This is a genomic window from Paraburkholderia ultramafica, from assembly GCF_902859915.1.
GTDB lineage: Bacteria > Pseudomonadota > Gammaproteobacteria > Burkholderiales > Burkholderiaceae > Paraburkholderia > Paraburkholderia ultramafica.
In genome coordinates this window covers 1-14,222 of record NZ_CADIKK010000040.1, presented here as the reverse complement: position 1 = coordinate 14,222, position 14,222 = coordinate 1, and the positions used below count along the sequence as shown (strand labels likewise).

Here is a 14,222-nt window from a genome sequence, read left to right as displayed (position 1 = left end):
AAACCTCGCGCTCCGCGAATCCATGTGTCTGATTTACGGAGTCACTGTTGGTTTTTCCGCGACTTCCGCGCCTCCAAAAAGCCACTCGGTACGGCAGCGTACGCAGCGTATTGAACACATCTGAATCAATTCCGGCACATCGCGGACATCGCATCACGGCGAGCATCGAAGGGCTACTGGAACCGTGAGACACCTGCCGCATGACCCGCACCAGCAGCCGCAAAGCCAATACCATCAAAGGCTTCGGCCGTTTGAAAAGAGCCCGCGAAACGCGGACCTCCGGGCAACGCGTTGTACAGATTTGAAACAAAAATTCACATTTAGCTTCGCGCGTCGCTAAGACCTGCTTCGCTGCGCCGCACCAGCGCTCGTTTTCCCTGGCGTTGGCACGCTCCTCGCTAATAGATCAGTGCAGCACAGCGCCACCGCAAGGGGACCGACAACAAAGGCGGCGGCGCACCAAGGCCAATACGGGGCCGATTCTGCCAATCCTTCGCTGCTCGCCAGGCAGCACCTTCGTTTGCTAACGGATGCAGGCATCGGATCAAAAACAGAAAGTCGCACAGAACGCGACTTTCACGCGAGGACCGATCATGTTGACACTTCAATCAGATCTGCACGGTAACCATTTGCTTGGCGCGTTGCCGTCGCACGAATGGCAAGCGCTAGCTCCCCACCTCGAACTGGTCCACCTGCGCACCGAGCAGTTGCTGTGCGACTCCGGTCAACGCATTCATCACGTCTACTTCCCGACCACCGCGATCATCTCGATGCTCTCGACGATGGAAGATGGCAGCTCGGTCGAGATCGCCGCGGTCGGCCGCGAAGGCATGACCGGCGTGCCGGTGCTCACCGGCGGCGAAACCATGCCGAACCGCGTGCAGGTGCAATGCGCCGGCTTCGCGTACCGGATGAGCGCGCAGGCGCTCAAGCAGCAATTCGCCCGCTCGGATTTTCTGCGCCGCCTGATGCTGCTGTACATGCATGCCCTGCTCACGCAAGTCGCACAAACCGCCGCGTGCAATCGCCACCACGCGCTCAACAAGCAACTGTGCCGCTGGCTGCTGATCGAGGTGGATCGCGTCGCGTCGAACGATCTGACGGTGACCCAGCAACTGATCGCCGACATGCTCGGCGTGCGCCGCGAAGGGATTACGGAAGCCGCCGGCAAGCTGCACGACGAAGGCCTGATTCATCACAGCCGCGGCCACATCAAGGTGCTCGACCGCAAGGGCCTCGAAGCACGTGCCTGCGAATGCTACGGCCTCGTCAAGCGTGAGTTCGACCGTCTTCTGCCGCGCCTGCGCCAGGCTGAAACCGTCGAATAAGCACGGGGCCGCCCGACCACGAGGTAGACTCACCTATGTTCAGGAATACTGTGCGATTGCTCGATGCACTCTTCGTGATTGCGGGAGGCCTGCTCGCTCACTGGATGCGCTTCTCGACTCCGATTGCGTTGTCGGACACCGAGCGACTTCTGATCGCCTTCAACTGTGTACTCGTGCTGCTGCTGTTTCCGGGCTTCGGCGTGTATGAAACGTGGCGCGGCAAGGCGCTGGCGCCAGTGCTCGCGAGAATCGCCGCGGCCTGGCTGGTGGTGGTCGCCACCGGCCTCGTGCTGGCGTTTACGCTGCACCGTATGGACGCGGTGTCACGGCTGTGGTTCGGCTACTCGACGCTGATCTCCGGCGCGCTGATCATCGTCACCCGCTGCATCATGCACGTGATATTGCGCGGCGTGCGGCGCCGCGGGATGAATTTCCGCACGGTCGCGATCGTCGGCGCACCCGGCTTCTCGCGTACGCTGCTCGCCCATCTCGAACATGCGCCGCAAGCCGGCTTCAAACCGGTCTGCGTATTCGACACCAGCATCGAAGGAGCCGGCGCTTACGGCGCGCGTCTGAACCGCCTGCCGGTGCTGACCGATCTGGATACGTTCGTCAGCAAGGTGCGCGACGAGCACGTGAACGAAGTGTGGCTCGCGTTGCCGCTGTCCGAAGAACACACGATCTATCGCTTCACGCGCACCTTCAGACACGACTTCGTGAATCTGCGCTTCATTCCCGATGTGCGCAGCCTCTCGCTGTTCAATCACGCGCTGGTCGATGTCGTCGGTTTGCCGACGCTCAATCTGAGCGCGACGCCCTTCTCGCCGCCGCAGATGTGGCCGAAGCTGATGTTCGACCGTCTGTTCGCGGCGCTCGCGCTGCTCGCGCTGGCGCCGGTGTTCATCGTGCTGGCGATCGGCATCAAGCTCACGTCGCCTGGGCCCGTGTTCTTTCGCCAGACCCGCAAAGGCGTCGACGGCCAGCCGTTCGCAATCTACAAGTTCCGCTCGATGACCGTTCATCACGAAGCGCATGGCCAGATCACTCAGGCCTCGCGCAACGACGCGCGCGTCACGAAGCTCGGCGGCTTCATGCGCCGCACCAGTCTCGACGAGCTGCCGCAGTTTCTCAACGTGCTGCTCGGCCAGATGTCGGTGGTCGGCCCGCGTCCGCATGCGGTCGAACACGACGATCTCTACAAGGACCAGGTGTACGGCTACATGCACCGCTACCGGATCAAGCCGGGCATTACCGGCTGGGCTCAGGTGAACGGCTATCGCGGCGCCACCACCAAGGTGGAAAAGATGGAAGCGCGCGTCAAATTCGACCTCTTCTACATTCACAACTGGTCGTTCTGGTTCGATATGAAGATCGTGTTCATCACCATCTTCAAGGGCTTTGTCGGCCGCAACGCATTCTGACGATGCCGATCCGCAAGCCGTTCGCCAAAGTGTCGGCGATCGTGCCGACCTGCAGGCGCACCGCCGGCGGGACGTCCAACGGCGTGAGCGGCTCCGGCATGTACAACGGACGGACGTCGCGCGCAAATATCCTGCAATAGAAGCGACACCAATGCGGCAGCGCCGACACCAACGGCTCAACGACAAGCCGCCGGCGCCGGCGTGAATGGAACGAGTCGAAGTGCGCGAAAGCTTGCAGTCCTGCGCAGCGCACGGCACGAAGCCGGCGCTGCGCGAGCTTCACAGAAACGCGCTGACGTCGGTATTAAAACGCACGGCCAGCGCCTTGGCCACCTTTTTGCTGATGGCGCGTCGGCCCGCGAGAATATCGCTCACCACGGTGGGCGACGCGATACCTATCAGGTCCTTCTGCTTGAGTCCGTGCGTCTCCAGCAGATGCCGCAACACCTCGCGGGGCTCCGCTTTTGGAATCGTCACGTTGTGCGCTTCCCAGCTTCCGATCAGGTCCGTCACGATCGCGAACAGATCGGCAAGCGGGTCTTCCTCGTTGCCGTTCAGATGATCGGCGAGCGAGTTGGCGACCCGCACCATCTGCTGGTAATCCTGTTCGCTACGAATGGGTGTGATCGGCAACTGGTTTTGCAGCACGGCCCAGGTTTGAGCAACGTCGGGAAAAGGTCCCGGAAGGCGATCGGCATTCATGAGTTTAGATTCTTCCTCGTCCAAAGGTCGTACTCCGCATGCGTCAATACATGACGAACGAATCACGACTGCCTGTTCTAGTGAATCGCCGCGACGATCCGGAACCGGTTGCCGCCAACATCGAAAACGGTGTACTGAGGCGGCACGTAGTCCACGCCGGCGAACGTCTGCTTCAGGTCGTTATAGCCATACGCGAGGCAAGCCTGCGCCAGTGAGTACCAGGTCAGTAGCGCACTGCGCGCGCCCGGATGTCTCTTTATAAAGTCCAGCAACGCCTTCTTTGAAATGACCCGCATCGTCTCTCCTCGCACGTACCCGCGCATCGAACATGCGCGCCTGACCTGCAAGGCTAAATGGAGCGGATCGACAACGATAGCCGGCCGGACGGCATAGTCCGAACGGCTGGTTACAGCTTGCTGCGGTACAGCGAAAGCCATTTTATTCGCACACTGCGAACTTCCCAATGTGCGAATAAAGAGACAATCTGACCCAGCGCCGGATCTCCCGCCGACGTGCCGGGCCGAAAGGCTGACGCACCTGGCCCGAGCGCATCAGCGCCCCCCACTGCTCGTGGATGCGGATTTGCCCGGCCATCCGAGGGTCTGGGCAGTCAGATCGTGTTCGCCCCGCTCTACCGTCCCCAGGCGCTGACGCTGGCCCGCGGCCAGGATCGTCCGGGTGACCTCGGCCATGAACGCGCGGCGGAAAACCGCCGCCGAAAACCGCTGGGCATTCGCACGGCAGGCCGCGGGGGTGATAGGTTCGCGCAGCCGTTCGAAGCGGTCGATCGCGTCGCGCATCGACCCGACCGTTTGGCATCCGAAATAAAGGCCGGTGGGATGCGCGTCGCCGACCGGCACCACCATCTCGAGCGCATCGCCCTTGCCGAACGCAATGACCGGCGTGCCGCAGGCCTGCGCTTCGAGCGGGACGATGCCGAAGTCTGCTTCGGCGGCGCACACGAAGGCCCGCGCGCGCTGCAGATGATCCTTCAGAACCTCGCACGGCTGAGCGCCGAGGATCGTCACATTCGGCCCGGCCTTGGCGCGCATCGCCGCCATCTGCGGCCCGTCGCCAATAACGACCAGCTTGCGATGCGGCGTCGCATTGAAGGTCTCGACGATCAGGTCGATCCGCTTGCCCGGCACCATGCGCGATACGCTCAGATAGAAGTCGTCCTTCTGCGCGCACAGTTCGAATTGGCGCACGTCAACGGGAGGCGGAATCACGGCGGCGTCGCGCCGGTATGCTTTCATCATGCGTCGCGCGCCGCAATGCGAGCTCGCAATCAGGCGGTCGACGCCATTCGCCGAACGCGTATCCCAGCCGCGCAAATAATGGAGCCACGCGCGCGCCGCCCACGACTTCGGCCCGTGCGTCAGATTCGCTTCGCGCAGATACTGGTGTTGCAGATCCCACGCGAAGCTCAGCGGCGAATGCACGTAGCTCACATGCGTCTGATCCGGGCCGACCAGCACACCCTTGGCGAGCGCGGAGGAACTCGTGATAATCAGATCGTAGCCCGACAAATCGAACTGTTCGATGGCCCGCAGCATCAACGGCAGATACGCGCGATAGTGGCGCCGTGCAAACGGCAGGCGCTGGATGAACGACGTCGTGACGGACTTGCCGCCGAGCGGCCTGCGGTCCTCGAGAAAATCGACCAGGCTGAAAAGGTCCGCGTCGGGAAAGCACTCGATGATCTGCTCGAGCACCTTCTCCGCATCGCCGGATGCGACGAGCCAGTCGTGCACGATCGCCACTTTCATGACCTCTCCTGGCTGTCGGGAAACATCTGTTGCGCCTAGGAACGAGTGTATGTGTCGCATTTCTTGCCGTGCGTGCGCGTGCCCACATTCGACGCGCGACAGCACGCGAATAATTCGATAAATCCGTTCGCTCGTGCGTTGTTCGGCGAGCACGCGTACGGACACGCGCGAGCGCAGCGTCTGCATGAGCACGCGGTGGCGTCGGGCGGTCCGGATCGCCTGCCTTTCCGCGGGCTTTCAGACCGCTGTGCCTGCATGGATGAAAGCGATGGATGCGATCGTGCACACGTCGCCCGAACCGGAGCTGGCCGGGCGGATGATCGTCGAGGGGATGGCGGCGGCACGTCCGGTGATTACCGCCGCGGGCGGCGTGACCCAGATCGTGCGGCATGACCGCGATGGCTGGCGGCTAAAAGCTGGCGACGCAGCCGCGTCGACTAACGCGACCGGCACGCTGCGCGCCGATCCGGCAGTGGCGCAGCATTTCGCGAAGCGAGGCGCCGAACGATGCGCAGCTGGAGTTTTCAGTGGAGTGGTATTTGCGGCGGACGACGCAGGCAATCAGGCAAGGCGCGTGCTAATGCAAACGGTACAAACGGTGCAGGCCATGCAAACGAAGCACGCGTGAGCCCCTTAACAGCAAACTCACGCGCAACTGCGACGCGCGTCGATCAACCCTTGCCGTACTCGATCGTTTCGACGCCGGTATCCGTGCCGAGCAGGCACAGGTTCGCGCCACGGCCCGCGAACAGTCCGACCGTCACCACGCCCGGCCACGCATTGATCTGCGTTTCCAGCGTACGCGGGTCGCTGATGCGCAGCCCCTTCACGTCGATGATTTCGTTGCCGTTGTCGGTAATGAACGGCACGCCCTCTTTCGTCACACGCACCACCGGCACGCCGCCGAGCGCCGTGACGCGGCGGCCGATCGCGGTACGCGCCATCGGCACCACTTCGACCGGCAGCGGGAAGTTGCCGAGCGTGTCGACCAGCTTGCTCGCATCCGCGATGCAGACGAACACGTCCGACACCGACGCGACGATCTTCTCGCGCGTCAGCGCGCCGCCGCCGCCCTTGATCATCGCGCCGCTGTGGTCGATCTCGTCGGCGCCGTCCACGTACACCGGCAGCGAATCGATTTCGTTCAGATCGAGCACCTTGATGCCGTGCGCTTGCAGCCGCGCAGTGGTGGCGAGCGAACTCGACACCGCGCCGCGATAGCGTGCCTTGTTGGCGGCCAGCGCGTCGATGAAGCAGTTCGCGGTGGAGCCGGTGCCGACGCCAATCACCGCGCCTTCGGGCACGTTGGCGTTCACGTAGTCGGCGGCGGCCTGGCCGACCAGTTGTTTGAGTTCGTCTTGAGTCATGGAGAAAAAGCAGGCAAGCAGTAAAAACGTCTAGTTTACCGGAGTGGCACGCGGTCGCCGGGCGATTACTTCTTCACCGCGCGCTGACGCACCGCTTCGAACAGACACACGCCGCTCGCCACCGACACGTTCAGGCTCTCGACCGTGCCCGCCATCGGGATCTGCATGACCACGTCGCAAGTGTCGCGCGTGAGGCGGCGCATGCCCTCGCCTTCGGCGCCCATCACGAGCGCCACCGGACCGTCGAGCTCCGTGTCGTAGAGGCTCCTGGTGACCTCGCCGGCGGTCCCGACCACCCACACCCCGGCGTCCTTCAACTCACGCAGCGCACGCGCCAGATTCGTCACGGTGATGTACGGCACGGTATCGGCCGCGCCGCTCGCCACCTTCGCGGCGGTCGCGTTCAAGCCGACCGCGCGATCGCGCGGCGCGATCACCGCATGTGCGCCGGCGGCATCGGCCACGCGCAGGCAGGCGCCGAGATTGTGCGGATCGGTCACGCCGTCGAGCACCAGGATCAGCGGCGAACCGTTGATGCCGTCGAGCAGTTCGGCCAGGTTCTGCGCGAGCGGCAGGTCGCCCGCGCGGGCCACCACGCCCTGGTGACGCTCGGTGTGCGCGAGCCCCCACAGCCGCGTTTCGTCGGCGGCGATCAGACGCACGCCGGCATCTTTCGCCGCGTGCAGGAATTCGGTCATACGACGGTCTTTGCGCGTCGCGTCGTAATAGACATCTTCGACCGTCGACGCATCGTGCCGGATGCGCGCGGTCACTGCGTGGAAACCGTATAAAACCTTGAGACGTGCCATGACTGAACAACCTTTGATTGAGCGCGCCTGCAACGCGCGCTGCTGTGATGAATACGAGCCTGAGTACTTCGCTTGAACACTCTACTTGCCTCGCGCGCTCGCGCGCTTGCCCGCGATAAAAAGCAGACCGCGCGCAACCGGCACGTGTGAACGTACCCGATGCGCGCGGTTCAGGCGGTGAAACCGCTTAGCGCTTGCGCTTCAACGCTTCTTGCGTGCCTGCGGCTTCGGCGCCGCTTTAGCCGCGGCGCCGTGCTTCTTCGCCGCGCCACGCGCTGCGCGCGCCTCCTTGACCGCTACGGTTTGCGCCGGCGCGGCCTTCTTGCGCCGCGCGCCCGGCGCTGCCGCGCCGCCTTCGGCAGGCGGCAATACCCGCACGCGCGCGCCGCCGCTGTCACCGGCGCCCTTGTCGGCCAGCGCCCCACGCGCCACTGGCGGCTTGATCGGCGTGTCGCGCACGAGCCGGAAATCGATCTTGCGCGCATCGAGATCGACGCGGCTCACCTGCACGCGCACGCGATCCGACAAGCGGTAACGAATGCCGGTGCGCTCGCCGCGCAACTCGTTCTTGATCTCGTCGTACTGGAAGTAGTCCGAGCCGAGTTCGGTGACGTGCACGAGACCTTCGATGAAAAGCGAATCGAGCTGCACGAAAATGCCGAACGACGTCACGCCGTTCACCATGCCGCCATACTCTTCGCCGAGCTTGTCGCGCATGAAATAGCACTTCAGCCATGCTTCGACGTCACGCGATGCTTCGTCGGCGCGGCGTTCGTTGGCCGAGCAATGCAGGCCGAGCTCTTCCCAGATCGCGACGTTGTTGCCGCGCTGGCGGCCGCGCTTTTCGTCGTCGGCCTGCTGCATGGCGCGCGCGCGCGGCGACAGCGCCGTATTCAGCTCGACGCCTTGCGGCGGTTCCGGCTGATACTTGCGGCCCTGCAGGATCGCGTAGATCGCGCGGTGCGTCAGCAGATCGGGATAACGGCGAATCGGACTCGTGAAGTGCGCATACGCCTCGTACGCGAGACCGAAGTGACCGATGTTTTCCGGGCTGTAGACCGCCTGCTGCATCGAGCGCAGCAGCATGGTTTGCAGCATCTGCGCATCGGGCCGCTCGCGGATCTGCGCCATCAGCGCCGCGTAGTCGCTCGCGTGCGGCGTGTCGCCGCCAGCCAGCGTGAGGCCCATGCCGCGCAGGAAAGTGCGCAGATTTTCGAGCTTCTCCGCGGTCGGCCCGGCATGGACGCGGAACAGGCCCGGATGCTTGTTGCGCTTGAGGAAGTCGGCCGCGCAGACGTTCGCGGCCAGCATGCACTCCTCGATCAGCTTGTGCGCGTCGTTGCGGGTGCGCGGCACGATCTGTTCGATCTTGCCCTGCGCATTGCAGACGATGTACGTCTCGGTCGTATCGAAATCGATCGCGCCGCGCTTCTGGCGCGCCGCGAACAGCGACTTGTACACGCCGTACAGATTCTGCAGCTGCGGCAGCAAGGCGGCGCGGCGCGTGGCCTCCGGACCCTTGGTGTTTTTCAGCACCGCGGCGACTTCCGTGTAGGTCAGACGCGCGGCCGAGTGGATCACGCCGGGATAGAACTGATACGCCTTCACTTCGCCGCGCGCGGTGACGATCATGTCGCACACGAGCACGCAACGATCGACGTTCGGATTCAGCGAGCACAAGCCGTTCGACAGTTTCTCCGGCAGCATCGGAATCACGCGCCGCGGGAAATACACCGACGTGCTGCGTTCGATCGCATCGGCGTCGAGCCCGCTGTTCGGCAGTACGTAGTGCGACACGTCCGCGATCGCGACGATCAGGCGGAAGCCCTCGCCGCGGCCGACCTGCACCGGCTCGCAATACACCGCGTCGTCGAAGTCGCGCGCGTCTTCGCCGTCGATCGTGACGAGCGGCACGTCGCGCAGATCGATGCGATGACGCGCGTCGACCGGGCGGACTGCGTCGGGCAGCCTGGCGGCTTCGTCGAGCGCGTCCGGGCTGAATTCGTGCGGCACGCCGTATTTGCGCACCGCGATTTCGATTTCCATGCCGGGGTCGTCGATATCGCCGAGCACTTCCACCACGCGGCCGAGCGGCTGCGAGTGACGGCTCGGAAAATCGGTCAGCTCGACCACCACCACCTGGCCGACCCTGGCCTTCTTGGTGTTCTGCGTGATCAGGATGTCGTGGCCGATGCGCTTGTCTTCGGGCGCGACGATCAGCGCGCCGTTCTCGTTGAGCAGGCGGCCGATCACGCGCTTGTTGGCGCGATCCGTGACTTCGACGATATGCCCTTCCGGACGGCCGCGCCGGTCATAACCGACGATGCGCGCGAGCACGCGGTCGTTGTGCATGACCTTCTGCATCTCGCCGCTGGGCAGGAACAGGTCGTCCTGGCCGTCGTCGCGAATCAGGAAACCGTAGCCGTCGCGATGACCTTGCACGCGGCCCGCGACAAAGTTCGACGGATGCGTCAACTGATAGAGATTGCGCTGATCGAGCCGGATCTGGCCGTCGCGCTCCATCGCGCCGAGGCGCTTGAAAAATCCTTCGCGCTCCTGGCGCTTGATCGACAAGGCTTCGGCGATGTCGTTCGCGGCAAGCGGCGCTTCACTCGTGCGCAGGACGCCCAGGATTTCTTCGCGGCTTGGAATCGGATACGGAAATTTGCTCAAGGGCTTGTCGATGATTTTTTCTCGTTGCATGGACGTCGGTCGGCGATGTGGCTCGGCTGAAGAAGCGTTTGCGTTGCGCTTGAGTTGCACCTGCAAATGCACAGAAAAGACTGCTCGGGTCCGGCTCGTTCAAAACTGAGTCGACGGGCGTGTGTGCACCGTACCAACGAACTATTGCGAGGCATTCTAACACCCGTCTTGCGCGCCACGCGGCCCGTCAACAGTCGCTGGGAGGCGCGCGCAGGCGCGTCGTCGCGAGGTTTAAGCAAGTTTTGAGAAACGCTTGACAGGCTCCAATCTGTCGCTATAATGGCGGTCTTTGCTGTTCATCATCTGCCCAGGTGGCGAAATTGGTAGACGCACTAGGTTCAGGTCCTAGCGGTGGCAACACTGTGGAGGTTCGAGTCCTCTCTTGGGCACCAGATTCAAAATTAGAGCCACCTACGGGTGGCTCTAATTTTTGTTTGAGGCTACGCGGTCCGGTTCACTCGTTTGTGCGATCGGGTTGCGTAGTCGGCCGGACGGTAGTTGGGTAGTGAAAGCAGCAGCTTTGCTGCACAACTTAACCGGGCGGCTGATAAAGCGACGTTTGTTTGAAGTAGGGATTGACACGCTGCATCATCTCGCTAAAATAGCGGTCTAGCTTGAAAACGTGCCCAGGTGGCGGAATTGGTAGACGCACTAGGTTCAGGTCCTAGCGGTGGCAACACCGTGGAGGTTCGAGTCCTCTCCTGGGCACCAACGGTTGTTCCGGCATGAGCCGAAGTAGTTCGAGAAACCCCGTAAGATCAACGTCTTACGGGGTTTTTTGTTGCCTGCCGTTGCGCTTAGGCCGGGACGTGGCTGTTACGGTATCGGGGACTGAGCACCGGCAAGGAAGACTTCCCCCAGCCTCGCCCCCTACCCTGACGTCTCGCACGTTGATGCACGTTCGCATTCAGGCGCGAGGAGCGGGCCGATCAGACCTATCGGAAGGCCGAGTTCGTCGTGCGCGAGTATCTCAGTCCAGCGCTTGGCAGCAAGCCAATTTCAACGCTCGCGACGCCCGAGGTTAAGCCCGTGCCAGAAGCGATTGCGGCGCACACGCCGTACCTCGCCACGAAAGCGCCAGTTCGATGGGTGTCTGATTTTCTGCCGTTGAGTTCTACTCACGCGTACCTCACTTGCGGACAGCGTCGTCAGGGCATGTGGCCGATGATATAGAAACGGCCTGGCTCACATAGACCTCGATAAGCCAAGGCATCCTTATTAGTTGACCGGCGAATCGTTCACGCCTGCACGCGGGTTGACGGCTGTTCATCCCGTGCCCAATCTCAATCAAAGGCCTTGTCGTCGGGTGCCGCATACAGCTTTTCCAGCGACTCGCTCATCGGGAAGTCAAAATTGACGCCTTTCGGCGGGACAGGCTTCATGAACCACTTGTCGTACATGGTTTTGATATCGCCACTCTTCATGACACGAATCATTGCGTCGTCGACCAGCTTTTTGAATTCCGGATCATTTTTGCGGAGCATGAATCCATATGCTTCAGACGACTGAGGCGTTCCCACAATGATCCAGTCGGCGGGCTTCGCCGTGAGCGAGCGCGCGCCGGCAAGAAGGACATCGTCCATCATATATGCCACGGCACGGCCGGTCTCGAGCGTGACACGGCCTTCGCCATAGTCTTTCGCGCTGATGATCTGCATGTTCATCTTCTTCTCCTCGTTCATTTTCCTGAGGAGACGTTCAGAGGTGGTTCCCTGATTGGTCACCACGGTCTTGCCGGTAAGGTCCGCGAAGTCCTTGATGCCCGAGTCTTTGCGCGTGAGGAGACGCGTCGTGGCAACAAAGAACGTGTCGGAAAACGTGACCTGGTTTTGCCGCGAGGTCAGGTTGGTCGTCACACCGCACTCCAGGTCGACGGTGCCATTCTGCACGAGCGGAATGCGGTTCTGTGAAGTGACAGGTATGAAGCGGACATGCAGATCGGGGTGCCCCGTCTTTGCCTTGACCGCGTCGATAATCCTGTCGCAAAGGTCCTGGGAAAATCCAATGACTTGATTGTTCGTATCAACGTACGAGAACGGCACCGACGTCTCGCGATGACCGATAGAAATCGAGTTTCCGCTTTGGATTTTTGCCAGGGTCGGCTGAGTCTCTTGCGCCGAAACGATGGCCGAAACCATTGAAAGAGTCGTGAGCACCATCAGTAGCCTGTGTTTCATGACATTTCCCCCAGTGTGGTGTTAACCAGCCTTCTGCGCATTGGAAGCTGGATTGATACAGATGTTGCCACATCAATATTTTGCGCAACATATGTTAACCACTGATGCGGAAGACTTTTGACGGCGTCGTCGCACGGGTCGACGAACGGCATCCGCGAGGCCACCCCACCCTATCGCGCTTTACCCACCCCGCCCCAGTTAAGCCCGAAACCGGGCTGCAACGCGGGCGCCCACTTCGTGCAAGCCTGAAAAGCCAACAGTGCACCGCCCACGGCAAGCAGGACGGGAATCAGAAAATCCTGACTCACGCGCGTAAATTCAAAGACGAGCACCACCGCCGTAATCGGCATCTGCATCGATGCAGCGAGAAACGCCGTCGCGCCGACCACCGCGAATGCCCCTGACGAAGCCCCCGGCCAGAACAGACTCCACACGCCGCCGAGCACGATCGCCAGCAACGCGCCATTCGCGAGACCCGGCGTCAGCAAGCCGCCTTCGGCACCCGCGCGCAAACTGCTCGCGGTAATCACGATCTTCAACACCAGCAACATCGCGGCGAGACCGATCGTCAGACCGCCATCGAATGCAAGCCCCGCCGGGCCCTTGCCATTGCCGGGCAATTGCGGGAAGTGCATCGCCAGCACGCCGATGATCGCGAAGTTCAGCAGCGACAACACCGGCAAACGCCAATCTTTCGGCGCAGCGGCACGCGAGCGCTTCATCAGTTCCGTAAAGCCCCACGCCGCCGCGCCGAAAAGCGGACCGCACACGACCGACCACACCACCAGCGACGCGCTCAGTGTCATCGACGGCACGAGGTATTGATGCTCGTTGCCCAGTCCCGCTTGCGCGACCAGCGCCGCGATCGACGAGGTCACGATGGCCGGCACCAGCGCAGGCCAGCCGAAGGTGCCCAGCAAGACTTCGAGGACGAACACTGCGCCGCCGAGCGGCACGTTGTAGACCGCGGCCAGACCCGCGCCCGCGCCGCATGCCACCATGATCCGGCTCTGCGCGACCGACAAACCCGCGCGACGCGACAGCCACCCGGCAAGCGCCGAGCTTATCTCGCGTGGCGCCACTTCGCGGCCGAGCGGCGAACCCAGCGCGACCGTGACGATCTGCAACAGCGCGTGGGCTGTCGTGCTCGCCAACGGCATCTGCGGATCGTCGGATTTGACGGCCTCGCGAATGCTCACGAGCGGCCGTCCAAAACGATACAACGCCCACCAGCCGAGCCCCGCCACCAGGCCGCAAATCGCCAGGACCAGCACGCGGCGCCCGGGCGCCGCGCCGGTCACGCCTTGCAGAAAACTCTCCGCGCTGATCGCGTGCGTGACGCTGTAGCCGTACGCGACGTGCTGGATGCCGTGCAGCAACAACGCGAGCAACATGCCGCCCAGACCCGCGCCAATACCCGTGAGCAACGTGACTGCGGCGACTGCCGCGAATGGACTGTGCTCACGGCGCACCGGATTCGAAGTGATTGATTTGACTGACATAACGCGTCGACGAGGGCGAAATGGAAAGATGGCAGCCATGTTATTCCGCGACGCAACATGAATCAAATTGATTTTTCGGCTTTATTGATGCTGCGTTTGCATATATTGGCCGGACCGGAGCCCCAGATCGTCCTGCATGGCGATTGTCGTAACGCTTGCGGACTTTCGCCAGCATGGTCCACGGAAAACGGCAACAGCGCTACGATGAGCAGCACAAATGCGGACTAGTCATTTGTTCCGCGCGAAATAAACCGTCGAATTGACCTGATTCGCCTCTTCGCAATTCAAATACACATTACAAACAACAAACTCTAATACCCACACGTTCAATACGATAAGGCAGAGGATTTTTAGCGAAGCGGAAGCGGCGCACCGGGGTGATCGCAGGCACGGCACGAAATCCGCGCCCGCTTCGCTAAAAATTCTTTGAGCGAAACCGCTCCG

At 62.3% G+C, this 14,222-nt stretch carries 13 protein-coding genes and 2 tRNA genes; 6 read left to right on the top strand and 9 right to left on the bottom strand.

The window, feature by feature from the left end:
• Positions 1–593 precede the first annotated feature (593 nt).
• The 3 genes from HV744_RS30535 to HV744_RS30525 are packed head-to-tail and all read left to right on the top strand — an operon-like array spanning position 594 to position 2,889.
• Positions 594–1,328 carry a Crp/Fnr family transcriptional regulator gene (locus tag HV744_RS30535; protein WP_006048767.1) on the top strand — a complete coding sequence of 245 codons (735 nt, stop codon included), beginning with the start codon at positions 594–596 and terminating at the stop codon, positions 1,326–1,328.
• A gap of 35 nt (positions 1,329–1,363) precedes the next feature.
• On the top strand, positions 1,364–2,749 hold the full coding sequence (locus HV744_RS30530; RefSeq protein WP_175153069.1) for an undecaprenyl-phosphate glucose phosphotransferase: 1,386 nt from the start codon (positions 1,364–1,366) through the stop codon (positions 2,747–2,749).
• 2 nt (positions 2,750–2,751) lie between these two features.
• On the top strand, positions 2,752–2,889 hold the full coding sequence (locus tag HV744_RS30525; protein ID WP_175153068.1) for a hypothetical protein: 138 nt from the start codon (positions 2,752–2,754) through the stop codon (positions 2,887–2,889).
• Positions 2,890–3,028: 139 nt separating this feature from the next.
• Here the strand turns inward: HV744_RS30525 and HV744_RS30520 are convergent, their stop codons facing one another.
• From HV744_RS30520 to HV744_RS30510, 3 genes are all read right to left on the bottom strand, one after another.
• Positions 3,029–3,451: a helix-turn-helix domain-containing protein gene (locus tag HV744_RS30520; protein WP_175153111.1), complete on the bottom strand. Its 423-nt coding sequence runs from the start codon at positions 3,449–3,451 to the stop codon at positions 3,029–3,031.
• Between the two features lie 77 nt (positions 3,452–3,528).
• Entirely contained in the window at positions 3,529–3,747 is a 219-nt protein-coding gene (locus HV744_RS30515; RefSeq protein ID WP_246279264.1) for a type II toxin-antitoxin system HigB family toxin, read from the bottom strand.
• A gap of 255 nt (positions 3,748–4,002) precedes the next feature.
• Positions 4,003–5,220: a glycosyltransferase family 4 protein gene (locus HV744_RS30510; protein ID WP_175153067.1), complete on the bottom strand. Its 1,218-nt coding sequence runs from the start codon at positions 5,218–5,220 to the stop codon at positions 4,003–4,005.
• Positions 5,221–5,488: 268 nt separating this feature from the next.
• On the opposite strand from HV744_RS30510, the gene HV744_RS37740 reads away from it, so the two are divergent.
• Complete coding sequence (locus HV744_RS37740; protein WP_246279263.1) at positions 5,489–5,848, top strand: glycosyltransferase family protein; 360 nt, start codon at positions 5,489–5,491, stop codon at positions 5,846–5,848.
• A gap of 43 nt (positions 5,849–5,891) precedes the next feature.
• Here the strand turns inward: HV744_RS37740 and rpiA are convergent, their stop codons facing one another.
• The 3 genes from rpiA to rnr form a co-directional block, all read right to left on the bottom strand.
• A complete protein-coding gene (gene rpiA / locus HV744_RS30500) occupies positions 5,892–6,587 on the bottom strand; it encodes a ribose-5-phosphate isomerase RpiA (protein ID WP_175153066.1) in 696 nt (231 codons plus the stop codon).
• A gap of 65 nt (positions 6,588–6,652) precedes the next feature.
• On the bottom strand, positions 6,653–7,396 hold the full coding sequence (gene rlmB / locus HV744_RS30495; RefSeq protein WP_175153065.1) for a 23S rRNA (guanosine(2251)-2'-O)-methyltransferase RlmB: 744 nt from the start codon (positions 7,394–7,396) through the stop codon (positions 6,653–6,655).
• A 201-nt stretch (positions 7,397–7,597) separates the two neighbouring features.
• Positions 7,598–10,099, bottom strand: coding sequence for a ribonuclease R (rnr, locus tag HV744_RS30490; RefSeq protein ID WP_175153064.1), 2,502 nt, complete (start codon positions 10,097–10,099; stop codon positions 7,598–7,600).
• A 305-nt stretch (positions 10,100–10,404) separates the two neighbouring features.
• Here rnr and HV744_RS30485 point away from each other — a divergent pair.
• Together HV744_RS30485 and HV744_RS30480 are read left to right on the top strand one after the other, a co-directional pair.
• Positions 10,405–10,491, top strand: a tRNA-Leu gene (locus HV744_RS30485).
• Between the two features lie 232 nt (positions 10,492–10,723).
• Positions 10,724–10,810, top strand: a tRNA-Leu gene (locus HV744_RS30480).
• A gap of 572 nt (positions 10,811–11,382) precedes the next feature.
• Here the strand turns inward: HV744_RS30480 and HV744_RS30475 are convergent.
• From HV744_RS30475 to HV744_RS36870, 3 genes are all read right to left on the bottom strand, one after another.
• Positions 11,383–12,258, bottom strand: coding sequence for a glutamate/aspartate ABC transporter substrate-binding protein (locus tag HV744_RS30475; RefSeq protein ID WP_246279269.1), 876 nt, complete (start codon positions 12,256–12,258; stop codon positions 11,383–11,385).
• A 188-nt stretch (positions 12,259–12,446) separates the two neighbouring features.
• Positions 12,447–13,778: a chloride channel protein gene (locus HV744_RS30470; protein WP_175153062.1), complete on the bottom strand. Its 1,332-nt coding sequence runs from the start codon at positions 13,776–13,778 to the stop codon at positions 12,447–12,449.
• Between the two features lie 228 nt (positions 13,779–14,006).
• On the bottom strand, positions 14,007–14,222 hold a 216-nt coding region (locus HV744_RS36870; RefSeq protein ID WP_217469176.1), incomplete at its 5' end, for a hypothetical protein.